The 21848-nt window shown below is 70.6% G+C and carries 20 protein-coding genes; 6 read left to right on the top strand and 14 right to left on the bottom strand.

All coding sequences use genetic code 11. From position 1 onward, the window contains the following. The first annotated feature begins 93 nt into the window (after nucleotides 1–93). Nucleotides 94–894, top strand: coding sequence for an AIM24 family protein (locus HD592_RS01845; protein ID WP_184451477.1), 801 nt, complete (start codon nucleotides 94–96; stop codon nucleotides 892–894). A gap of 174 nt (nucleotides 895–1068) precedes the next feature. Here HD592_RS01845 and upp read toward each other — a convergent pair whose 3' ends face one another. Further along, the gene (gene upp / locus HD592_RS01850) at nucleotides 1069–1707 is read right to left on the bottom strand and encodes a uracil phosphoribosyltransferase (RefSeq protein ID WP_184451478.1); all 639 of its coding nucleotides are present in this window, start codon (nucleotides 1705–1707) and stop codon (nucleotides 1069–1071) included. 91 nt (nucleotides 1708–1798) lie between these two features. On the opposite strand from upp, the gene tadA reads away from it, so the two are divergent. Then, nucleotides 1799–2560 carry a tRNA adenosine(34) deaminase TadA gene (tadA, locus tag HD592_RS01855; protein ID WP_246429961.1) on the top strand — a complete coding sequence of 254 codons (762 nt, stop codon included), beginning with the start codon at nucleotides 1799–1801 and terminating at the stop codon, nucleotides 2558–2560. Continuing rightward, complete coding sequence (locus HD592_RS01860) at nucleotides 2560–3060, top strand: MogA/MoaB family molybdenum cofactor biosynthesis protein (RefSeq protein ID WP_184451479.1); 501 nt, start codon at nucleotides 2560–2562, stop codon at nucleotides 3058–3060. Before tadA ends, HD592_RS01860 begins: the two co-directional genes overlap by 1 nt. A 12-nt stretch (nucleotides 3061–3072) precedes the next feature. On the opposite strand, the gene moaC is transcribed toward HD592_RS01860, so the two are convergent. From moaC to moaA, 11 genes are all read right to left on the bottom strand, one after another. Next, nucleotides 3073–3555: a cyclic pyranopterin monophosphate synthase MoaC gene (gene moaC, locus HD592_RS01865; protein WP_184451480.1), complete on the bottom strand. Its 483-nt coding sequence runs from the start codon at nucleotides 3553–3555 to the stop codon at nucleotides 3073–3075. Further along, nucleotides 3552–4880: a molybdopterin molybdotransferase MoeA gene (locus tag HD592_RS01870; protein ID WP_184451481.1), complete on the bottom strand. Its 1329-nt coding sequence runs from the start codon at nucleotides 4878–4880 to the stop codon at nucleotides 3552–3554. The genes moaC and HD592_RS01870 overlap by 4 nt, the downstream gene beginning before the upstream one ends. Then, nucleotides 4877–5674, bottom strand: a complete 798-nt coding sequence (locus HD592_RS01875; protein WP_320657966.1) for a HesA/MoeB/ThiF family protein — start codon at nucleotides 5672–5674, stop codon at nucleotides 4877–4879. Before HD592_RS01875 ends, HD592_RS01870 begins: the two co-directional genes overlap by 4 nt. After that, entirely contained in the window at nucleotides 5671–6093 is a 423-nt protein-coding gene (locus HD592_RS01880; protein WP_184451483.1) for a molybdenum cofactor biosynthesis protein MoaE, read from the bottom strand. The genes HD592_RS01875 and HD592_RS01880 overlap by 4 nt, the downstream gene beginning before the upstream one ends. Nucleotides 6094–6132: 39 nt before the next feature. After that, entirely contained in the window at nucleotides 6133–7119 is a 987-nt protein-coding gene (locus tag HD592_RS01885) for a MoaD/ThiS family protein (RefSeq protein ID WP_246429962.1), read from the bottom strand. Between the two features lie 61 nt (nucleotides 7120–7180). Beyond that, nucleotides 7181–7951 (bottom strand): respiratory nitrate reductase subunit gamma, encoded by a 771-nt coding sequence (narI, locus tag HD592_RS01890; RefSeq protein ID WP_184454337.1) that lies wholly within the window; start codon nucleotides 7949–7951, stop codon nucleotides 7181–7183. A gap of 5 nt (nucleotides 7952–7956) precedes the next feature. Further along, complete coding sequence (gene narJ, locus HD592_RS01895) at nucleotides 7957–8637, bottom strand: nitrate reductase molybdenum cofactor assembly chaperone (protein WP_184451484.1); 681 nt, start codon at nucleotides 8635–8637, stop codon at nucleotides 7957–7959. Then, nucleotides 8634–10169, bottom strand: a complete 1536-nt coding sequence (narH, locus tag HD592_RS01900) for a nitrate reductase subunit beta (protein ID WP_184451485.1) — start codon at nucleotides 10167–10169, stop codon at nucleotides 8634–8636. Before narH ends, narJ begins: the two co-directional genes overlap by 4 nt. After that, a complete protein-coding gene (locus HD592_RS01905) occupies nucleotides 10169–13942 on the bottom strand; it encodes a nitrate reductase subunit alpha (protein ID WP_184451486.1) in 3774 nt (1257 codons plus the stop codon). Before HD592_RS01905 ends, narH begins: the two co-directional genes overlap by 1 nt. Before the next feature lie 88 nt (nucleotides 13943–14030). Beyond that, entirely contained in the window at nucleotides 14031–15380 is a 1350-nt protein-coding gene (locus HD592_RS01910; protein ID WP_184451487.1) for a nitrate/nitrite transporter, read from the bottom strand. Between the two features lie 101 nt (nucleotides 15381–15481). Then, entirely contained in the window at nucleotides 15482–16528 is a 1047-nt protein-coding gene (moaA, locus tag HD592_RS01915) for a GTP 3',8-cyclase MoaA (protein WP_184451488.1), read from the bottom strand. 148 nt (nucleotides 16529–16676) lie between these two features. Between moaA and mobA the strand changes: the two genes are divergently transcribed. Next, complete coding sequence (gene mobA, locus HD592_RS01920; RefSeq protein WP_320657968.1) at nucleotides 16677–17354, top strand: molybdenum cofactor guanylyltransferase; 678 nt, start codon at nucleotides 16677–16679, stop codon at nucleotides 17352–17354. Between the two features lie 43 nt (nucleotides 17355–17397). Here the strand turns inward: mobA and HD592_RS01925 are convergent, their stop codons facing one another. Beyond that, nucleotides 17398–17910, bottom strand: coding sequence for a molybdopterin-binding protein (locus tag HD592_RS01925; RefSeq protein WP_184451490.1), 513 nt, complete (start codon nucleotides 17908–17910; stop codon nucleotides 17398–17400). A 209-nt stretch (nucleotides 17911–18119) separates the two neighbouring features. Here HD592_RS01925 and modA point away from each other — a divergent pair, with 209 nt between their 5' ends. Together modA and HD592_RS01935 are read left to right on the top strand one after the other, a co-directional pair. Then, a complete protein-coding gene (gene modA, locus HD592_RS01930) occupies nucleotides 18120–18896 on the top strand; it encodes a molybdate ABC transporter substrate-binding protein (protein ID WP_184454339.1) in 777 nt (258 codons plus the stop codon). 92 nt (nucleotides 18897–18988) lie between these two features. Beyond that, the gene (locus HD592_RS01935; protein ID WP_320657969.1) at nucleotides 18989–20935 is read left to right on the top strand and encodes an ATP-binding cassette domain-containing protein; all 1947 of its coding nucleotides are present in this window, start codon (nucleotides 18989–18991) and stop codon (nucleotides 20933–20935) included. Between the two features lie 303 nt (nucleotides 20936–21238). On the opposite strand, the gene HD592_RS01940 is transcribed toward HD592_RS01935, so the two are convergent. Further along, nucleotides 21239–21847 carry a biotin transporter BioY gene (locus HD592_RS01940; protein WP_184451492.1) on the bottom strand — a complete coding sequence of 203 codons (609 nt, stop codon included), beginning with the start codon at nucleotides 21845–21847 and terminating at the stop codon, nucleotides 21239–21241. Between the last annotated feature and the right edge of the window lies 1 nt (nucleotide 21848).

Here is a 21848-nt window from a genome sequence, read left to right on the forward strand (position 1 = left end):
CCCCTTCCCGCGCCCGGCGCCGATACCGGTCCTGCCCGCGGGCTCTAGGATGAATGGCGGAACCCGTCCGGGCCATCGAGACAAAGGACCCTCATGACCTTCCAGATCCACAACTTCACCGATAACGACGACATCACGACCATCGCCCAGATCGGCGCGTTCTCGGTCATCGAGTACGCGAAGGATCTCTCGGTCGATACCGCGAGCGCGCAGCGCGCCTTCTTCGAATCCCAGATGAATGTGCGCCGCAAGCAGCTGGTCATCGGACTGCAGGGCGGCGCGGTGATGGTTCAAGCCGGGGCGATGCAATGGACGGCCGGGCGCGTGTCCGCGAACACCGGAGTCAAAGGCGCGGGCGACTTCATCGGCAAGATGTTCCGGGGAGCGGTGACCGGCGAATCCGCGATCAAGCCCGAGTATTCCGGCACGGGCCTCGTCGTGCTGGAGCCGACGACGCGGCACATCCTCCTGCAGGACCTTGCCCAGTGGGGCGGCGGAGTCGTCGTCGAGGACGGGATGTTCCTCGCCTGCGATGCGGGTGTCGAGCACAAGCTCATCGCCCGTTCCAACTTGTCCTCGGCCGTCGGCGGCGGGGAGGGGCTCTTCAACCTCGGCCTGTTCGGCTCCGGCGTCGTCGCCCTCGAGTCCGCTGTTCCCGCTGCCGAACTCATCGCCGTCGATCTCAACGAGGATGAGCTCCACATCGACGGCCCGCTGGCGGTGGCGTGGTCGCCGAGCCTGCAATTCACGGTCGAGCGCTCGGGCCGTTCACTCATCGGCTCGATGGCGTCGGGCGAGGGCCTGGTCAACGTCTTCCGCGGCACGGGCCGGGTCCTCATGTCGCCGGTCGCCGCGACGAATCTCGCGTCGGCGGCGGCCATGTCCGGCGAGTGAGGTCCCTGCTCGCCGAGTGACGGGTCGGCCGGGGCCCGATCCGGGCTCGCCGCCCCGCCCTCGCCGCCCCACGGCGCACCGCCCCCGTCCGCCCGGACGACCATCGGCGACGATCCGACGCGCAGTGCGGGCCGCCCTCCCGAAGGAAGACGGCCCGCATGGCGCGAACAGCGGTCAGTCGACGATCCCGTAGAGGCGATCGCCCGCGTCACCCAGGCCGGGGACGATGTACGACTTCTCGTTGAGGTGATCGTCGACGGCGGCCACGACGACCGAGACCTCGGCGCGCTCGCCGATGAACTCCTCGAGGACCTTCAGACCCTCCGGGGCGGCGAGCAGGCACACGCAGGTGACGTCCTTCGCTCCGCGTTCGAGCAGGTAGTTCGTCGCGGCGACCATCGTGTGGCCGGTGGCGAGCATCGGGTCCAGGATGAAGCACTGGCGGCCGGACAGATCGTCGGGCAAACGGTTCGCGTAGGTTTCGATCTCGAGGGTGTCCTCATCGCGGCGCATGCCGAGGAAGCCGACTTCGGCGGTCGGGAGCAGGCGGGTCATTCCTTCGAGCATGCCGAGGCCCGCGCGCAGGACCGGTACGACGATCGGGCGCGGCTCGGAGAGCTTGCGGCCGATCGTCGGGGCGACCGGGGTGTTGATGGCCCGTTCGGTGACGGACACGTGACGGGTCGCCTCGTAGGCGAGGAGCGTGACGAGTTCGTCGACGAGCTGGCGGAAGGTCGCGGAAGGGGTGTTCCGGTCCCGCAGGACGGTGAGCTTGTGGGCGATGAGCGGGTGGTCAGCAACGTGAAGGCGCATGCTCCAAGGCTACCGCGTCCCCCCTCCCTCTTACACGCCCGGGGCCGCTACTCTTGGGTCTGTGACAGCCATGAAGCGTTATCGAGATGCGATGAGCCGCGCGCTCTTCTTAGCCAACCGTGCGAGGGAGTCGGGCGACGTCCCGGTGGGGGCCGTCGTCGTCGATCCGCTGGGTCGGGTCGTCGGTACCGGGTGGAACACGCGCGAGGGCGAGCACGACCCCTGCGGCCATGCGGAGATCAACGCCCTGCGCGAGGCCGGTCGCACCCTCAAGCGCTGGAATCTCGTGGGGTGCACTCTGGTGGTCACTCTTGAGCCCTGCACGATGTGCGCGGGTGCTGCGCTCGCTGCGCGCGTGGACCGCGTCGTCTTCGGCGCGTGGGATCCGAAGGCCGGCGCTGCCGGTTCGCTGCGCGATGTCCTGCATGATTCGCGGATGAATCACCGTGTCGAGGTCATCGGCGGGGTCCTCGCCTCTGAGGCGACGGTCCAGCTCAAGGCCTTCTTCGAGGGCAGGCGCGAGTCCTCGTCCGAGCCGAGCGGGCGTTCCGCCCTCGCGGCCGAGCCCGTCGTCGCGCCGACCTTCGAGCGCGTGTCCTCCTGGGCCGACGAGGCCGGGGCCGCGCGCCCAACCGAGGGGAAGGAGCGAGTCGCCGACTCCACTCACGCCTCTCCTGATTCTCTCCTTGCTCCTGCGACGCCGTCGGACTCTTCGGCCGAGCACCCCGCGGTCTCGCCGTTCCCCAAGCGCAGCCGGACGCAGACGGCGAAGGCTGCGGCGCCCGCGATCTCGGACCGTGGGATCCTGGGGATCCCGGTCAGGAGCCGATCCCGTGGGACCGCGAGGCACTGATGTCGGCTGAGCGAGTCCCCGCGCGCGTCATCACTGTCTCGGACCGCTGCGCCCGCGGCGAGACGGACGATCTGTCGGGCCCGCTCGCCGTCTCCCGCCTCGCGGACCACGGCGTCGACGCGGATCTCGACTGTGTCCCCGACGAGGACGAGGCGATCCGGCTCGCGATCGCACGTGCCCTCGACGCGGGCGCTCGCGTGGTCTTCACGACCGGGGGGACCGGCGTGTCGCCGCGGGACGTGACGCCCGAGGCGACCGAGCCGCTCCTCGTCACGAGGATCCCCGGGCTCGAGGACGCGATGCGCCGCGCCGGACAACTCCACGCGCCAACCGCGGCGCTCAGTCGGGGCCTCGTCGGCGTGACGCGCAGGGATGCGCGCGGCGCCCTCATCGTCAACGCGCCGGGGTCGCGTGGCGGAGTGGAGGATGCCGTCGCGGTCGTCGGGCCGCTCGTCGCCCACCTCCTCGATCAGCTCGCGGGAGGGGACCACTCCCGCTGAGCCGGTCGGGCATCAGTCCTCGGGTCGGGTCCAGGTGCCGGACCGTCCGCCGCTCTTCGAGACGATCTTCGCCTCGCGGATGAGGGCGGACCGGTCGACGCCCTTCACCATGTCGATGATCGCGAGCGCAGCGACCGTCACCGAGGTCAAAGCCTCCATCTCGACGCCCGTCCGGTCGGCGCTTCGCACGGTCGAGCGGATGAGGACGTGATGCTCCTCGAGGGAGAGCTCGACGGCGCATCCGTGAATGCCGATCGTGTGGGCGAGGGGGAGCAGATCGGGTACGCGCTTGGCGGCCTGGATTCCGGCGATACGGGCCACGCCGAGGACGTCGCCCTTGGGGACGGTCCCCTCTCGCAGTGCGGTCATCACGAGTGGGGAGCAGTCGACGCGGGCGACGGCGCTCGCCTCGCGGACTGTCGGGGCCTTCCCGGTGACGTCGAGCATGCGGGCAGCGCCCTTCTCATCCAGGTGGGTGAAGGTGAGATCGGTCATGGTGCTTCCCTTCGTCGCGTGGCGGGGGCGGACGGCGCATTCCTGAGGACAGGGATGAGGTCGAGGAGGTCGCCGGACGCGACGCGATCAATGTCCTCGGGGACGAGCGCGAGGTGCGAGGCGCTGGCGAGAGCGGTGGCGAGGTGGGATCCGGAGCCGAGGACGTGCACCGGTGCGACCTCGAGCGCGCCCTCGTCAGCAGCGACCGCGCGCGCGGGGACGAACTGTGTTTTTCGGGCGGGCGAGGACCATGCGGCGGCAGCGACCCCGGGGACGAGGAGGGGGGCAGTGGCGCCGGATGCGTCGGGGCGCAGGCCCGCCATCGCCTCGAGGGCGCCCGCGACGTACACGTGGAAGGAGACGAAGACGGAGACGGGATTGCCCGGAAGGCAGAGCGCGGGGACCGGGAGCCGCGAGGGGCCGAGGGGGAGGACCCCGATGCCCTGGGGGCCGCCGGGCTGCTGTGCGACGTGGTGGAAGTCGCCGTGCCCGCCGATCGCGAGACGGACGACCTCGTAGGCGCCTTGGGAGATCCCGCCGGCCGTGAGGATGAGGTCCGCCTCGGGGGCAGAGGCGAGGAGGCGGAGGAGCGCGGCGGGATCGTCGCGGACGGTGAGACGGGCGACGACCTCGGCGCCGGACTCCTCGACGAGGGCGGCGAGCATCGGCCCGTTGGAGTCGGGGATCCTGCCCGGTCCGAGGGGCTCGCCGGGGGCGACGAGCTCGGAACCGGTGGCGACGACGACGATGCGCGGGCGCCGTCGGACGAGGAGGGAGCCGACCCCGGCGGCGGCCACAGCGGCGAGAGCCCCCGCGCCGAGCCGGGCGCCCTCGGGCAAGACGAGGGCGCCCTCGTCGATCGCCTCGCCGCGGCACCGGACATCGGCGCCCGCGGCCACCGGATTGAGGATGCGGACGCGCGAGGGGGGAATGGCGATCCCGGGGCCGTGGTCGGTCCGCTCGACACGGACGACGGTGTCGGCGCCCATCGGCAGGGGGGCGCCCGTCATGATCCGCCACGCGGTGCCGGGGGCGAGGACGTTGGCGCGGGAGTCGCCGGCGGGGACGTCGCCCGCCACCGGCAGGTCGACGACGCCGTCAGCCCCCGAGACGAGGTCGGCCGCGCGGACGGCGAACCCGTCCATCGCGGAGTTCGTGAAGGCCGGGACGGGGACGCGCGCCCGCACGGGCGCGGCGAGGACGAGGCCGCGGCATCGCTCGAGGGGGAGTTCGACGGGCGCGAGCCGGGGGAGGGCCGCTTCGATGCGGGCGCGGTGCTCGTCGATTGCGAGGGCGGGGTCGTGCCCGCCGGAGTGCGCGCTCATCGTTCCTCCCACGGGGCGAAGACGAGGACGTCGGTCCGCTGAGCGAGGGCGTTGCCGACGAGGACGCGGCCGAGGAGCGGTTCGCCGAAGCCGACGATGAGTTTGAGGGCCTCGGTCGCCATCGCCGTCCCCGCCTGTCCGACGACCGGGCCGAGGACGCCGACCTGCGTGGAGGCCGGGGTGGCGCCGGGCTCGGGCGGGCGCGGGTGGAGGGTACGCAGGCTTGTTGAGGGCGCCGGGGAGGGGGCCTTCGACCAGAAGACGGAGACCTGGTAGTGCATCGCGATGACCGTCCCCCACACGAGGGGGATGCCGGCCCCGGCGCACCAGTCGGCGACAAGGTACTTCGCAGCGAAGGTGTCCGTGCAGTCGAGGACGAGGTCCCACTCGCGGCCGTGGGCGTCGAGCCACTCGCGCGTGACGGCCCCGAAGCTCTCGATCCTGATCCCCGAGTTGAGCGCGCCGAGGTGGGCGGCCGCTGAGTCGGGCTTCGGCACCCCGACGTCGCCCTCCGCGTGGAGGAGCTGACGTTGGAGGTTGGAGATCTCGACGACATCGGGGTCGGCGACGCCGAGGGTCCCGATGCCGGTGGCGGCGAGGTAGAGGAGGACGGGGGAGCCGAGGCCCCCGGCTCCGACGACGAGGACGCGGGCGGCGCGGATGCGCGCCTGACCCTCCTCGCCGATGCCGGCGACGAGCCAGTTGCGCCGATACCGCTCCCAGTCCGGATCCTCGGGGACGAGGGGGAGCGGGGCGTCGTGCAGGGGGATGCGGACCCGGTGGTCGCCCGTCACGGCAGGCCTGACCACTCGTGCGAGCCGTCGGTCCGGTACTGCTTCTTCCAGATCGGCAGGCGCGCCTTCACCTCCTCGACGAGGGCCTCGCAGGCGCCGAAGGCCTGGGCGCGGTGCTCGGCGCCGACGGCGACGACCATTGCCTCGTCGCCGATTTCGAGGTGCCCGACTCGGTGCCAAGCCTCAATCCGGTGGACGCCGGGGCGGTCGGCGAGCGACTCGGCGATCACCCGGAGCGTCTCCTCGGCGAGCGGGTGGGCGGAGTAGTCGATCGATTCGACGCCCGCGCCGCCGTCGTGGTTGCGGACGACGCCGACGAAGGACGCGACGGCGCCGCAGAGCTCGTCGCGGGTAGCGGCGCAGATTGCGGCGGCGTCGAGGGGTTCGTCGGTGATCACCGCGCGGACGGTGTGGGTCATGGGTCCTCCAGGGTCGGGGTCGGTCGGGTTGAGGGGGTGTCAGCCTCCGGCGAAGGGCGGGAGGACGTCGACCCGCGAGCCCGGCGCGAGCGCCCACGACCGGTCGGCGGGGCGCTGGTCGACGAGGAAGCTTGAGACGTCGAGGACTCCGGCGAGGGCGGGGCGCGAGGCGGAGAGGCCGTCGAGGAGCTCGCCGAGGGTCGCGGGGGTCGCAGCCGCGTTGATCTCGAGGGAGTCGGTGCCGGCGGCCTCCGCGGCGCCGCCGTAGAAGCGGATGGTCGTCATGAGGGGGGTCCCTTCGGTCGGGGTGATCGCCTCGAGGGCGACCTCGGCGCGTATCGGATCGGTGGGGTCGGGCGAGTAGGTCCAGGTCGCGAGGCCCGAGGCGGTTCTCTCGAGCGCCCGCTCGACGAGGCCGCGCCGTACCTCGAGGGCGAGCGGGTCTGGGGAAGCCGGGTCGGTGAAGGGGCAAGCCGTGAGGACGAGGGCGCAAGGGCGACGCTTCGAGGGGTGGGCGGCGAAGCCGAGCGCGGAGAGAAACATCCGGATCTTCCCCATGTGGTCGGCGAGGATGAAGCCCTCGGGCACACGCACCCCGTGGGTGTGATCGGGGACCCCCATCTCGCGGAGGGCGCGATCCGCCCAGTTCCGTCCGATCTCCCGGGCGGAAAGCGTCGGCTCGTCGAGCCCGACGCGGAGCCAGTCAAGGACAGCGGCCGTCATCTGCGTGAGCATGAGGGCCGGGAAGGCGGGGTCTGCCGGGGTCGTCGTCGAATAGCCGAGGGCGGGGCGCCCTCGTCCTTGGGAGGGGAGTTGCTCGCGGGTGACGAGCCCCATCTCGCAGAGGGCCTCGAGGGTCTCGCGGACCGAGGAGACGTGCAGGTCGGCCTCCGCGGCGAGCTCGGCGACGGTCGCCGGGGCGTCGTGCTCGGCGATGCGCTCGAGGAGAGCGTGCTGCGCCGAGGTGAGCGTCGCCATCGTCGCGAGGATGTCGGCGAGTGAGGGCGGGGCGACGCGTGAGGTCATGAGGGGTTCTCCGGGGGGCGTGAGGGCGTTCGGCGTCCAGTGTGCCAGCGCGTCCGCGCGCTCACCAACCGCGCGGGGTCCTCACGGGGCGGGCCGCGTCGCGCGAACGGTAGACGATCGACGGACGGGTGAGGTAGCCGACCGGGGCGGAGACGACGTGGACGAGGCGCGTGAAGGGCCACACGCAGAAGAGGAGCATCCCGGCGACGATGTGGAGCCGGAAGGCAAGGGGGACGTCGACCATGAGCTCGGGCCTCGGCGAGAGGAGGAGGACTGAGCGGAACCACACGGAGATCGTCTCCCGGTAGTCGTAGCCGTGGGCGCCGCCGAGGACCTGGGTGGAGATCGTCGCGAAGGCCCCGAGGAGGATCGGGATGACGAGGAGGACGTAGGTGACGATGTCGGCGCGGGTCGTCGCGAGCCGCACGGACTTCACGACCATGCGCCGGTAGAGGAGGCCGACGAGGCCGATGATCGTCACGAGGCCGGCGAGCGAGCCGGGGATCGTCGCCATGAGGTGGTAGGCCTCCTGGCTGATGCCGACCGCCTGCGTCCATGACTTCGGTACGACAAGGCCAAGGACGTGGCCGAGGGCGACGAAGAGGATCCCGAAGTGGAACATCGGCGAGGACCAGCGGAGGATCGCGGACTCGTTCCAGTTCGATGAGCGGGACGTCCAGCCGTATTGGTCCGTCCGGTAGCGCCAGACGAGGCCGACGACGAGGAGGACGATCGCGAGGTAGGGGAGGGCCACCCAGGCGAGGAGGTCCCCGACGCCGAGAGCGGCGCCTCGGCCCTCGAGGGGGAGGAGCGCGGTGCGCGCGAGGTCCATGATGGTCACCTTTCCTGGACGGGGATCGGGCAATCGGAGAGGGCGGGGAGGGCGACGCCGACGAGCTCCGTCGGCGGGCCCTGGGAGACGAGGCGGGCGTAGGCGGCGGCGACCTCGGGGCTCGGCTCAGGGAGGGTGAGGACGAGGGCGTCGAGGACGCGCGCCCAGGGCGCCCCGTAGGAGCGCAGGGCCGTGCGGACGACCTCGATGCCTTCCCGGTTCGCCTCGATGAGGTCCTCGGCGATGCCCGTCTCGTCGAGGGCGGCCGCCTCGAGGAGGAGGGGAAGGTGGTCGGGGAGCTCCTCGCGGGCGAGCTCGAATCCGGCGGAGGCGAGCGCGCGCCGGAAGCCGATGAGGGCCTGCCCGCGCGAGCGCGTGTCGCCGTGCGTGTAGTAGGTGAGCCCGAGGGCGCAGCGGCGCGTCTGATCGAAGATGTCGACGTAGGCGATCTGGAGGCCGCGCTCGCCGAGCGCGTCGGCCGCGTCGCAAAAGTCTGTGAGGAGCCGGGCCACCGCCTCCGGCAGCCGCGGGAGCATCGCGCGGACGGCGAGGATGCGCTCCGCGAAGCCGTTTTCGGGGTAGTCGAGGAGGATCGAGCACGCCATCCGTACGAGGCGGCGCGCCTCGTCGTCGACATCGACCGCCTCGACGGCCGGGAAGGTCGGCAGGCCAAGGGCGGCGCTCATCGGCGGACCTCGAACGGAAGCATCGTCGCGCCGGCGGGCCGTGGCACCCCGGTCGTCGGGGTCGCCCCGTGGAAGGCCTCGACGTCGTAGGCGACGGAGCAGCCCCCGAGGTCATCGATCCCTCGGGGCGTCTCGGGGGAGGCGGAGGGGACGACGTAGCGGTCGTCGTACTTCGCGATCCCCATGAGCCGATACATGGCCTCGACCTCGTCGCCCGTCATCCCGACGGACTGCGCGATCTCCTCGTTTCCGGGGTTCCCGTTGTGGAGGTCGCGCATGTACGAGCGCATCGCGGCGAGGCGACGCAGAGCGAGCTCGACGGGGCGGGTATTCCCCGCGGTGAAGAGGCCGGCGAGGTACTCGAGGGGGATGCGCATCTGTGCGATCGCGGAGAGTAGGACCCGGTGGTCCTCGCCGTCCGATCCGGACGCTGTGACCTCGTCGACGACCGGTGAGAGGGGTGGGACGTACCACACCATCGGGAGAGTCCGGAACTCCGGGTGGAGCGGGAGGGCGAGACGGTAGACGGAAATGAGCTTGTGGACGGGCGACTCCTGGGCGGCCGTGATCCATGAGTGGGGGACGCCGTTCGCCTTCGCGGCGGCGACGACCCCGGGATCGAAGGGATCGAGGAGGATGTCGCGCTGCGCGTCGTAGAGGTCCCCCTCGTGCTCGACGGAGGCGGCCTCGGTCACCCGATCGGCGTCGTAGAGGAGGACGCCGAGATAGCGGAGGCGGCCGACGCAGGTCTCTGAGCAGACCGTCGGCAGTCCTGCCTCGAGGCGCGGGTAGCAGAGCGTACACTTCTCGGCTTTGCCGGTCGTGTGGTTGAAATACACCTTCTTGTAGGGGCACGCCGACACGCACATGCGCCAACCGCGGCACTTGTCCTGATCGACGAGGACGATCCCGTCCTCGGTCCGCTTGTACATCGCGCCGGAGGGACAAGAGGAGACGCACGCGGGGTTGAGGCAGTGCTCGCAAATGCGCGGGAGGTAGAACATGTAGGCGTCCTCGATGGTCTTCGAGACCTGAAGGCTCATCGCCTTGAGGACCGGGTCGGAGTCGAGGGTCTCCATCGAGCCGCCGAGGTCGTCATCCCAGTTCGGACCCCACTTCACGGTGTCAATCGGGTCGCCGGTGATCGCCGAGACCGGGCGCGCTGAGGGGGAGGACGTCTGGTTCGCCGGGGTTTGGAGGAGCTTGTCGTACTCGTAGGTCCACGGCTCGTAGTAGTCGTCCTGCGTCGGCATCGTCGGGTTGTGGAAGATCTTCGCGAGTGTGGCGAGCCGACCGCCCTGTGCGAGGCGCAGCCCGCCCGCCTTCGTCCGGCTCCAGCCGCCCTTCCACGTCCCCTGATCCGACCAGCCGCGCGGGTAGCCGACGCCCGGGCGGGTCTCGACGTTGTTGAACCACATGTACTCGGCGCCCTCGCGGTTCGTCCACGCCTGCTTGCACGTGACCGAGCACGTGTGGCAGCCGATGCACTTGTCGAGGTTCATCACCATCGCGATCTGTGCCATGACCTTCATCAGAACTGCACCTCCTGGTCGCGGCGGCGGATCATCGTGACCTCGTCGCGCTGGTTGCCGGTGGGGCCGTAGTAATTGAACGCGAAGGAGATCTGGCCGTAGCCCCCGGCGACGTGCGTCGGCTTGATCGCGATCCGCGTGAGCGAGTTGTGGATGCCACCGCGTTTGCCGGTCCGCTCGGTGAGTGGGGTGCCGACCATGCGTTCGGAGGCGTGGTGCATGAAGACCGTTCCCTCGGGTATCCGGTGGGAGACGACGGCGCGCGCGGTGACGAGGCCGTTGCGGTTGTAGGCCTCGACCCACTCGTTGTCCCTTACCCCGATCTTGTCCGCATCCTGGGGGCTCATCCAGATCGTCTGGCCGCCGCGCCCGAGCGTGAGCATGTAGGGGTTGTCGAAGTACTGGGAATGGATCGCCCACTTGTTGTGGACGGTGAGGTAACGCACCGCGACTTCGGCGGTTCCTTCGGGCGAAGTGCCGATGTGGCCGACGGGTCGCTCGCCGTACATGTGGGCGCGGTCGAGCGGCGGGCGGAACACGGGGAGCGATTCGCCGAGGTCCCGGATCCAGTCGTGGTCGAGGTAGAACTGCGGGCGCCCCGTGAGCGTGTGCCAGGGGCGGTGCTGCTCGATGTTCTGGCAGAACGCGGAGTAGCGCCTCCCGCCCTTCTCCGAGCCCGACCACTCGGGCGAGGTGATGACCGAGCGGGGCTGGATCGTCGTGTCGGCGAAGGTGATCCGCTTCTCCTCGTCGCCCTCTGCGAGATGGGCGAGCTTCGTGCCCGTCCGCTTCTCGAGGTTCTGGAAGCCCGTGTAGGCGAGTCGTCCGTTCGTCGTCCCGGACAGGGCGAGGACCATGTCGCACGCCTTGACATCGGTGTCGAGGAGCGCGGATCCCTCGCCGGGCAGGCCGTCCATGGGGGCGCGCCCGTTGAGATGCGCGAGGCGCTCGACCTCCTCAGCGACCTCGAACATGAAGCCCTTCTGGGCGAGCCCGGCCTTTTCGGCGAGCGGACCGAGGCGCTCGAACTTCGTCCCGATCATCGTGTAGTCGCGCTCGACGGGAATGATCTTCGGCATGTCGACGCCCGGGTGCCAGCCGTCGCGCTCGGGCACGACGCCGTTGGCGAGCGTGTACTCGTCGGGCGAGTCGTGGAAGAGCGGGATCGACATGGCGTCGAGCTGCGTCCCGAGGTGGTCCTTCGCGAACTCGGAGAACACCGTCGCGAGGGATCGGAAGATCTCGAAGTCGGTGCGCGCCTCCCATGGCGGGTTGACGGCCGCGTTGAAGGAGTGGACGAAGGGGTGCATGTCGGTCGAGGAGAGGTCGTGCTTCTCGTACCAGGTCGCGGCCGGCAGGACGATGTCGGAGTGAAGGGTCGTCGAGGTGTTGCGGAAGTCCGCGACCCACATGAGGTCGAGCTTGCCGGTCGCGCCCTCGTCCTTCCACTCGATGGAGGAGGGCCGGTGGTCGGCGGGGAGCTCCTCGGCGTTCACGTGGTCGACGGCGCCGAGCATGTGCTTCAGGAAGAACTCGGTGCCCTTCGCGGAGGACCCGAGGAGATTCGTCCGCCAGTTCGCGAGGATGCGGGGGAAGTTCTCCGGCGAGTCGGGGTTCGTCACCGCGAACCTCAAGCGGCCCTCGGTGAGCTCGCGCGCGACGTAGTCGGCGGGCGCCATGCCCGCCTCCGTCGCCTGGCGCCCGAGTTCGAGGGGCGAGCGGTCGAAGGCGGGGAAGGACGGCATCCAGCCGCGCTGAGCGGATTCGACGAGGGTGTCGGCGATCATCTTCCCCTCGAGAGAGCCTGCCCCGAGCGGGTTCGCCATCGCGTCGGCGCGGGCGCCGTCGTAGCGCCACTGGCTCGTCGTCATGTAGTACCAGCCGGTCGCGATCATCTGACGCGGGGGCCGCTGCCAGTCGAGGGCGAGGGCGTACTGCTGCCAGCCGGTGATCGGGCGGACCTTCTCCTGGCCGACGTAGTGGGCCCAGCCGCCGCCGTTCTTCCCCTCGCACGCGCAGATCGTCGTCAGCGTGAGGAAGCCGCGGTACATGAGATCGGAGTGGAAGTAGTGGTTCGTGCCGGCGCCCATGAGGATCATCGAGCGCCCGCCAGACTCGATCGAGTTGAGCGCGAACTCGCGGCCGATCCGCTCGCAGGCGGCTGCCGGGACGCCGGTGATCGTCTCCTGCCAGGCGGGGGTGCCTGGCTGGGAGGCATCGTCGTAGCCGCTCGGCCATGCTCCCGGCAGGCCCTCGCGCTCGACGGCGTGCTGGGCGAGCATGAGGTCGAAGACGGTCGTGACGAGGCGCCCGTTGATGCGGCGGGCGGGGACGCCGCGGCGGACGACTCCCGCTCCGACCGACTCGGTCCCCTGTGAGGCCGGCAGGTCGAAGCGGTTGAGGAGGACCTCGACGGGCAACCATTCGTCCGTGTCCATCATCGTCAAGACCGGCTCGACGCCCTCGAGGTCGAGGTTCCACTTCCCCTCGCCCTCGGCGCCGTAGTGGTCGGCGAGCGTGCCGCCCGGATCCTTGACGGTCCCGTCCGCCTCGATGACGAGGGGCCGGTGCGCGTTGTGCTCGCTCCGCTGGGTCGTCCCCTCCGGCATCATCGAGGCTGTGAGGAACTTGCCGGGTCGGTGGGGCGAGGTCGCGCCCTCGGCCCCGACGACCCCGCCGAGCGAGGACGGGTCGACCTCGTCGAGCACGACGAGGAAGGGGCAGTCGGAGTATCGCGTCACGTAGTCGGTGAACATCGCCTCGCGCCGGTCGACGTAGAACTCCTTGAAGACGACGTGCGCCATGCCCTCTGCGAGGGCGGCATCGGTGCCGGGGTGGACGCGAAGCCACTCGTCGGAGAACTTCGTGTTTTCCGCGTAGTCGGGGGAGACGACGACGACCTTCTGGCCGTGATAGCGGGCCTCGGTCATAAAGTGGGCGTCGGGCGTGCGGGTGAGTGGGAGGTTCGTCCCCCACATGACGAGGTACTGGGCGTTGTACCAGTCGCCCGCCTCGGAGACGTCCGTCTGGTCGCCGAACACCTGCGGCGAGGCCGGCGGAAGGTCCGCGTACCAGTCGTAGAAGCTCAGCATCGTGCCGCCGATGAGCTGGTGGAAGCGGGCGCCCGCTCCGTAGGAGACCATCGACATCGCGGGGATGACGGTGAACCCGGCGCAGCGGTCGGGCCCCCAGGTCTTCACCGTCCACACGTAGGCGGCCGCGAGCATCTCGATCGCCTCTTCCCAGGAAACGCGGATCATGCCGCCGCGTCCGCGCTGGGACTTATACGCCCTCGCCTTCTCCGGGTCCGACACGACGTCCCCCCATGCGAGGACCGGGTCGCCGAGGCGGGCCTTCGCCTCCCGGTACATGTCGACGAGGACACCGCGCGCGTAGGGATGCTTGATGCGGGTCGGCGAGTACTCGTACCAGGAGAAGGCGGCGCCGCGGGGGCAGCCGCGCGGCTCGTAGTCCGGCATGTCGGGGCCGGTTGAGGGGTAGTCGGTCGCCTGGGACTCCCAGGTGATGAGCCCGTCCTTGACGTAGACCTGCCACGAGCACGAGCCCGTGCAGTTGACGCCATGCGTCGACCTCACGACTTTGTCGTAGTGGTGGCGTTGGCGGTAGAACTCGTCGGCCTCGCGCCCGCCCTCGAGGAAGATCTGTCGGGCGTCGGCGCTCGCGGTCCCGCGTCGCAGCCACGATCCCATGGCGAAGAGGGCGGCTCCGGTCGGTCGCCCGCCGGTGGCGGTCGGGGTGGTGGGGGTGGTCATCGGGGGACTCCTTGTCGATCGGGTCGGATCGTCGGGCGGCGTCGGGGACGAGGGCGGGGCGGCCGTCCCCGTGGTAAAGGCCGGGGCCTCAGCCGGGGAAGGGGGCTCCCGGTCGGGCGTAGCGGATCCAGCAGATGAGCGCGCAGAGCGCGGAGTAGGCAGCGCAGATCCAGAACCACAGCTGTGCGTCCATCGCGGAGAGCGCGACGCCGACGAAGAACGGGCCGAAGCAGGCGATCGCGGCGGTGAAGCCGATCGCTCCGCCGGCCTGGAGCTTCGGCATGATCATCGGCATCTGCTTGAAAGTGCCGGCGTTGCCGATACCGGCGAAGAAGAACATCGCGAGCATCGCCCAAAGGAAGGGGGTGAACTGCTTGGGGTCGCTCGGGTGGAGGAAGAGCGCGGCGGTCCCGAGGGTGAGGGCCATGCCGACGGCGGAGACGAAGGTCCAGAAGCCGCCGGAGAGGCGGTCGCACAGGGGCCCCCAGGCGACGCGGACGAGGGAACCGATGAGCGGTCCGAGGAAAGCGTAGGTCGCGCCGAGGGGGAGGTTGGAGAAGCCGGCTTCGGCGAGCGGGGAGGAGGCGCCAAAGGTGTTGTTGATGAGGAGGCCGAACTGGGCGGAGAAACCGGAGAAGAGCCCGAAGGTGAGGACGTAAAGGAGAGTCATGAACCACGTATTGGGGTTCGAGAAGATATCGATCTGTTGGCGGAAGTTTGCTTTGACGGGGACGTCCTTGAGCATCGTGAAGGCGAGGATGGCGGCGACGATCGTCCAGGGGACGAAGAAGATGGCGGCGTTGTGGACGAAGATCGCCGTGTCGTCGGCCTGGCGCTGCGGGGCGATGAAGGTGATGCCGAGGAGGCCGAAGCCCATGAGCCAGGGTCCGAGGAGCTGGATGATCGACATGCCGAGGTTGCCGATGCCGGCCTGGAGGTTGAGCGCGGTTCCGGCGAGGCGCTTGGGGAAGAAGTAGCCGGTCGAGGGCATGTAGCCGGAGAAGGTGCCGCCGCCGATGCCGCAGAGGAAGGCGAGGAGCAGAAGGACGCCGTAGGGGGTCGAGGTGTCCTGCACGGCGAAGAACCAACCGAGCATCGGGATGAGGTAGAGAAGCGAGGACCAGCCGATGAGCCTGCGGGTGCCGAGGATCGGCGGGAGGAACATGTAGAGGAGGCGGACGAGGCCGCCGGAGAGTCCTGGCATCGCGGCGAGCCAGTAGAGCTGGCCGGCGGTGAGGTCGAAACCAATGAGCTTGAGCTTTGGGGCGATCGCTGAGACGAGGAAGAACACGCAAAAGGCGATGACCATCGAGAAGGTGGAGATCGCGAGCGTCGTCCACGCGATCCTCGAGTCCCATTTCTGCGGGTCCTCGGGGTTCCAATCAGTGAGGAGCCGCCCCTGTCGGCGGGGGTTGGTCGGGGAGGTTGCGGTGCTCATGTCTCTCCTAGTCGGCTCTGACTGCGCGGAGGCGGCGAAGAACCCCCGTCGAATATGGAGGAGTTTAGCAGTGAAAAAGGGCGCCGAAGGGGGTTTCGGCGTCAACCGCCGATCCGGCTCATCGTCCGCGAGGGGACGGCGAAGTCGTCGGCGTCGAGACCGTGCGCGGCGGGCTTCATCGCCATCGCGTGCTTCCATGCTTCCACGATCGCCTCGTCCGCGGCGCCGTTCCGCAGGAGAGATCTGAGGTCGGTCTCCCGCGTCGAGAAGAGGCACGAGCGGATCTGCCCGTCTGAGGTGAGCCGAGTCCGGTCGCAGGCGTCGCAGAAGGGGCGCGAGACCGAGGCGATGACGCCGACACGGGAATCGGTCCCTTCGACGGTCCAGGAGTCGGCGGGCGCGTGCGGGTCGTCGCGGTCGAGGGCGACGAGGTCGCGGCGGGTCCCTAGGAGGGAAAGAATCTCGTCTGCGGTGACGAGGCCGCTGCGCGACCAGGAGCCGGGCGGGCCGATTGGCATCTGCTCGATGACCCGCAGCTCGAGGCCGAGGGCGAGGCAGTGATCGAGGAGGTCGGGCAGGTCCGCGTCGTTGAGGCCGCGCAGGACGACAGCGTTGATCTTCACGGGCGCGAGCCCGGCGTCGAGGGCGGCGCGGATTCCCGCGAGGACGTCGCCGAGGCGGTCGCGCCGGGTGATCGCCGCGTAGTGGGCGGCGTCGAGGGTGTCGAGGGAGATGTTCACGCGGTCGAGGCCGGCGGCCCTGAGGGCCGCGGCCCGGTGCTCGAGCCCGAGCCCGTTCGTCGTGAGCGCGAGGCCGGGGCGCTCATCCTTGTCGGTGCGCAGCCGGGCGCAGGCGGCGACGATCTCCTCGAGTCCGCGGCGCAGGAGCGGCTCGCCCCCGGTGAAGCGGATCCTGCGGATCCCGAGGCGCTCGACGGCGATCCGGGCGAGCCGGACGACCTCCGCGTCGGTCAGCGTCTCCTCCGTCGGCAGCCAGTCGAGCCCCTCGGGGGGCATGCAGTAGGAGCAGCGGAGGGTGCAGCGGTCGGTGAGGGAGATCCTCAGATCGCGGGCGACCCGTCCGAAGCGATCGACGAGGGGCCCGCGGACCGCGGACTCGCAGGGTGCGTCGCTGCGCTCGAGGGTCATGGGCGACAGCCTAGCGCGAACTCGAAGGGGATGGCCCCTCTTAATAGGTGGGCGTCGGCGCTTCCGGTGCCCAGGGGGCGGGATCGGCGTCGCGGGCGCCCGGTCATCCTCGTCGCGCGGGGCGATCGTGGGCGGGCACAATGAGGGCGTGGGAGAGGGATTCGAAACGAGAGCCGCGCCATCGACGGCGGCGGGCGCCCTTGCCGTCGACGCGCTTGTCCTCGCGGGCGGCAGGGGCTCCCGGCTCGGGGGAGTGTCGAAGGCCGATCTCGAACTCGGCGGCCGTCTGCTCGACCGGGTGCTCGACGCGCTCCGGGTGCTCGCTCCGCGCCGGATCGTTGTCGTCGCGCCCGAATCGGTCGCAGTCCCCTCGGGCGTCCTTCGCACGGCGGAGGAGCCCTGCGGCGGGGGCCCGCTCGCCGGGATCGGAGCCGGCCTCGAGGCGCTCGGACCGATCGGCGAGGGCGGTCCCGGCCGGGCGGATCGCCTCGTCGTCGTCGTGGGCGTCGACACCCCCGGCCTCGGCGATCTCGCCGACAGGCTTTTCCGAGCGGGAGCCGAGGCGGTGGTGGAGGGCCGGGACGGCGCGATCATCCGGGGCGGCGATCCCGAGCCCTTCGATCAGTTCCTCCAGGGCGCCTACTCGGCGCGCGCGCTCGGCGCAGCTCTCGACGCCGCCCGCCGCGCGAACGGCGGCTCGCTCCACGGATGCGGTGTGCGCCGGGCGCTGCACGGTCTCGATCTCGTGCGGGTCGAGGCGGGCGAGGAGTGCCGGGACCTCGACGATCCGGAGGATCTCGCGCACTGGCGCGCTCTCCTCGCGTGAGCGGCCCGGTCGGCGCGGGCCACTCGCTCGTCCTGGCTCCGCTTCAGCGCTCCTCGTCGAGCTGGTGGTAGATCGCGGGGAGGAGTGGGATGAGGATCTCGAGGGCATCGAGGGCCCCACCCTTCGATCCTGGGGAGGTGAGGAGGAGGGCGCCCGAGGAATCGCGGGCGGTGACACCGACGACCTCCCGGGACAGGCTCGACAAGGGAGTGGACGCGAGACCGTGAGCGCGGATCTGCTCGGCGATCCCGGGGATCTCGACCTCGATGAGCTCACGGACGACCTCCGGGGCGACGTTCCCGACACCGAATCCCGTGCCACCGAGGACGAGGATCAGGCGGGCGCCCGCTGCGAGGGCGGAGCGCAGGTCGGCGTAGAGGGCCTCGTGCGACTCGGCGACCACCGAGGAGGACGCGACGGTGATGTTCGCCGCGGCGAGGGCCTGGGCGCACGCGGGAGTCGTGTGGTCCTCCTTCGTCCCCACGAGGACGCGGTCCGAGAAGACGACGATGTGGGCGCGGATCTCGCCGGGGGCGAGGGTCGTCGGCTGGGGCATGAGGGCGTCCTTCCTGGATGGTCCGTCACCGGGTCGCGGGGGCGTACCTCTTCGAGCTGCGGGGATCCTCCATAGGGGATCCGGATCGAAGGATCGATGAGGTGCATGCTTTTTCGTGATAATCGATGAGATCCGAGCATCGCCGGATCCGAGGCTTCGTGTAGAGGATATGAGCGACTCCGGTCCGATGAATAGAGTGAATGCTGATGATGACACGCCCCCGTACGCTCCTCCCCGCCCTCGCGGCGAGCGCCCTCGTCCTCGCCGGTTGTGCCTCAGGTGGAGCGCCCACGAGCGCGGCCGACGGCGAGCGCACGATCCTCAACGTCTTCGCCGCCGCCTCCCTCACCGAGGCCTTCGGTGCTCTCGAGAAGACCTTCGAGTCTGGGCACCCGAATGTCGATGTCGTCCTCAACCTCGCGGGTTCCCAGGACCTCGTCGCCCAAATGGCCGCCAACAGTGGCGCCGACGTTCTCGCGACCGCGAACGAGTCGACGATGGCGGACGCCGTGAGCAGGGGTCTTGTCGGGGAGCCCCGCGTGTTCGCGACGAACACCCTTGCTCTCATCACCCCCGCGGGCAATCCGGCGGGGGTCACGGGCCTCGACTCCTCGCTCTCTCGCGCAAAGCTCGTCATCTGCGCCCCCGAGGTTCCCTGCGGCGCCCTCACCGCGCAGCTCGCCGAGGCCCGCGGCGTCCGGCTCGACCCCGCGTCCGAGGAACAGGCCGTCACTGACGTGCGCGGCAAAGTCTCCTCGGGGGAAGCCGACGCCGGGATCGTCTACCGGACCGACGCCCTCGCGGCGGGTGATGCCGTCGAAACGATCCCGATAGCGGGCACTGAGGCGGTGGCCGCCGTTTACCCGATCGCCGTCGCCATCGAGGCCGTCCATCCCGACCCCGCGAGCGCGTGGGTCGACCTCGTCCTCTCGGACGCGGGGCAGAGGGTCCTCGGGGCGGCCGGATTCACCCCGGCGGCGCAATGAGGGCACGTCGTGGGGCGATTTCGCCGATCCCAGTTTGGGTCGGCCTCCTTGGCACGCTCGCGTTCGCGTACTTGGGGCTCCCACTCCTCCTCATGGGGGCGCGCGTCCCGTGGTCGAGGCTCCCCGCGCTCCTCGTCTCCGAGGCGGCGCTCGACGCGATCTGCCTCTCCGTGAAGACCTCGCTCGCCGCACTCGCAATCGACGTCCTCCTCGGCGTCCCCGCGGCCGTCCTCCTCTCGAGGGATTGGCGGGGCGTGAGGGCGGCACGCGTCCTCGTCGCACTCCCGCTCTCCCTCCCCCCGGTCGTCGCCGGTATGGCGCTCCTCTCGGCGTTCGGCCGTCGGAGCCCCTTCGGGGGCTCTCTCGAAGCGATCGGCGTCGACATCGCCTTTTCGTCCATCGCCGTCGTCATGGCGCAGGTCTTCGTCTCCCTTCCATTTCTCGTCGTCACCCTCGAGTCGGCGCTGCGCTCGCGATCCGGCGGCCTGGAGAAGACGGCGGCATCGCTCGGAGCGAGGCCGACGCGCATCCTCTTCTCCGCCACCCTCCCGTGCGTGGTCCCTGCTCTTGCCCGTGGAAGCGCCCTCGCCCTCGCGCGCTCCCTCGGTGAATTCGGGGCGACCCTCACCTTCGCCGGGTCCCTCCAGGGTGTGACGCGCACCCTTCCGCTCCAGATCTACCTCGCGCGCGAGTCCGATACCGACCTTGCGCTCGCGCTCGGGGCGGTCCTTCTCGGCGCGGCGCTCGTCGTCGTCACGCTCACCGAGGCGATCAGCACTCCCCGCCCCCGTTCAGTCCCCGAAGACGAGGACGAGGTTGAGGGCGCGCTCGAGCGCCGCAATCCCGCGACGGACCCGGACACGGCACCGCCGCGCGAACCTGTCGAGGTCCGCGTCCACGGTCGCGTCGAGTCGCGCGGATGGGGCGTCTACTGCGCGTTGCCCGCGGGGCGCGTCACCGCGGTCATGGGCCGCAACGGTTCGGGCAAGTCGACCCTCGCCGGTGTCGTCGCCGGCGCCCTCGCCCTCGACGAGGGTGAAGCGAGGATCGGGCGGGTCCTCGTCGACGGCGACGGAGTATTCGTCCCTGCGCGCGCCCGCTCGGTCGCCGTCGTCGACCAGCATCCGCGCCTCTTCGGATGGAAAAGGGTGATCGACGAGGTCGCATTCCCCCTGCGGGCGCGGGGCGTCCCGCGCGCCGAAGCGCGGGCGCGAGCGCGAGTCCAGCTCGACGCGGTCGGCTGCGGGGCGCTGGCCGAGCGACGCGGAGATTCCCTCTCAGGCGGGCAGACGGCACGCGTCGCTCTGGCCCGCGCGCTCGTCTTCGACCCGGAGGTCCTGGTCCTCGACGAGCCGACCGCGTCGCTCGACGTCGAGGCCGCGGCGAGGGTCGCGTCGGTGATCGCCCGTCGTCTCGATGGCGAGCGGATCACGGCGCTCCTCATCACCCATGACATTGTCGAGGCGCTCGCGCTCGCTTCGCGTCTCCTCATCCTCGAGGAGGGGCACGTCGTCGAGGAGGGCGCCCCCTCCCGGATCCTTGCGTCGCCATCCTCGCTCTTCGGCGCGCGATTGGCCGGGCTCAACATCGTGCGGGGCGAGGCGCTTCCGAGGATTCCGGGTTCACCCTTGGTGTCCGTCGCGCTCGCCGACGGACGTCTGACGGGCGTCGTCGACTCGACCCGTCGGGCTGCCGGCACTTGCGGCCGGGCCGCAGCTGCATCGGAGGCGGAGGAGATCCCCCGCGGAGGAGCACCGGTCGCTCTGCTCTTCGCACCCGAGGCGGTGATCCTCTCGCGCGAACCTGTGGCGGGATCGCCGCGCACTGTCCTGCGGGCGCGGATCCGGAGCGTCGAAGCTTCCGCCGACTCGATCGCGGTCGACCTTGAAGTCGCGGGCACCCCGATCCGCGCGAGGCTCACCGCGGCGGCGTGGGCGGAGCTCGAGCTCGGCCCGGGCTCGGACGTGTGGTGCGCGATCAAGGCAATGCAGGTGCGGGCGATCCCGCTCGCGTCGCCTGTCCTCGACAACGGGCTTTGAGGCCGGACGCCGAGGAGGCAGGCGGGCGCGTGGCGCGGTCATCGGATCGGAGTGCCCGGGGTGGGCACTGGGCGGGGGATCGGCGCGGGCACCCCCGAGCGCGGACCTGGAGGCCGAGGGCCACGTGGCGCACCCGTCCGAACCGCGCTTGAGCAATCGACGGCGCCGATGTTGACAGAGGGCGAGCCCCGAACCGGAGCGAGCATCTGAGAGAGCAAGGCCCTGAGCGTGTAAAGGCATCCCGGACACTGTCGGAACACTGTCCTCGGATTTCATGGCTCCCCATGGGACCCGATCGCGCCGTTAGTCGCGAGCGTCGAGGATCCTCCACACGCCGGTGAGGATCGCCGAGGCGAGGAGCCACTTGACGACGCCGCCCGGAAGGAAGGGGAGGACTCCCGCCTCGAGGGTCGCCATCAGGCCGAGCGTCTTGCCGAGGAGGAAGCGGAGGACCGCCCACATCCACGGGACGCCCACGAGGAAGGGGATCGCCGAGGCGAGCCCGAAGGCCCCGAGCGAGGCGAGCGGCCTGCGGTCCCAGCGGCGCTCCGAGAGGCGGCCGACGACCCAGGCCGCCGGGATGAAGCCGAGGATGAAGCCGAAGGACGGCTGGAGGACGTAGGCGGGCCCGCCGCCGAAGCCGGCGAACCAGGGGAGGCCCGCGACGCCGAGGGCCGCGTACAGCGCGAGCGCCGCCGCCCCTCGGCGCGCGCCGAGGAAGGCGCCGACGAGCATGACGCCGAGGGTCTGGCCGGTGATCGGCACGGGGTGCACGGGGATGCTCACCTGGGCGAGGACGCCGACGGCGGCGGCCGAGACGAGGACGAGCAGGGCGTCGCTCGCCAGATCCGCGCGTGAGAGGAGGCGGTCGGCGAGGACGCCGGGAGCCGTGAGTGGGGATGCGGTGGACATG

The sequence above is a fragment of the Schaalia hyovaginalis genome, from assembly GCF_014208035.1.
GTDB classification, from domain to species: Bacteria; Actinomycetota; Actinomycetes; order Actinomycetales; family Actinomycetaceae; genus Pauljensenia; species Pauljensenia hyovaginalis.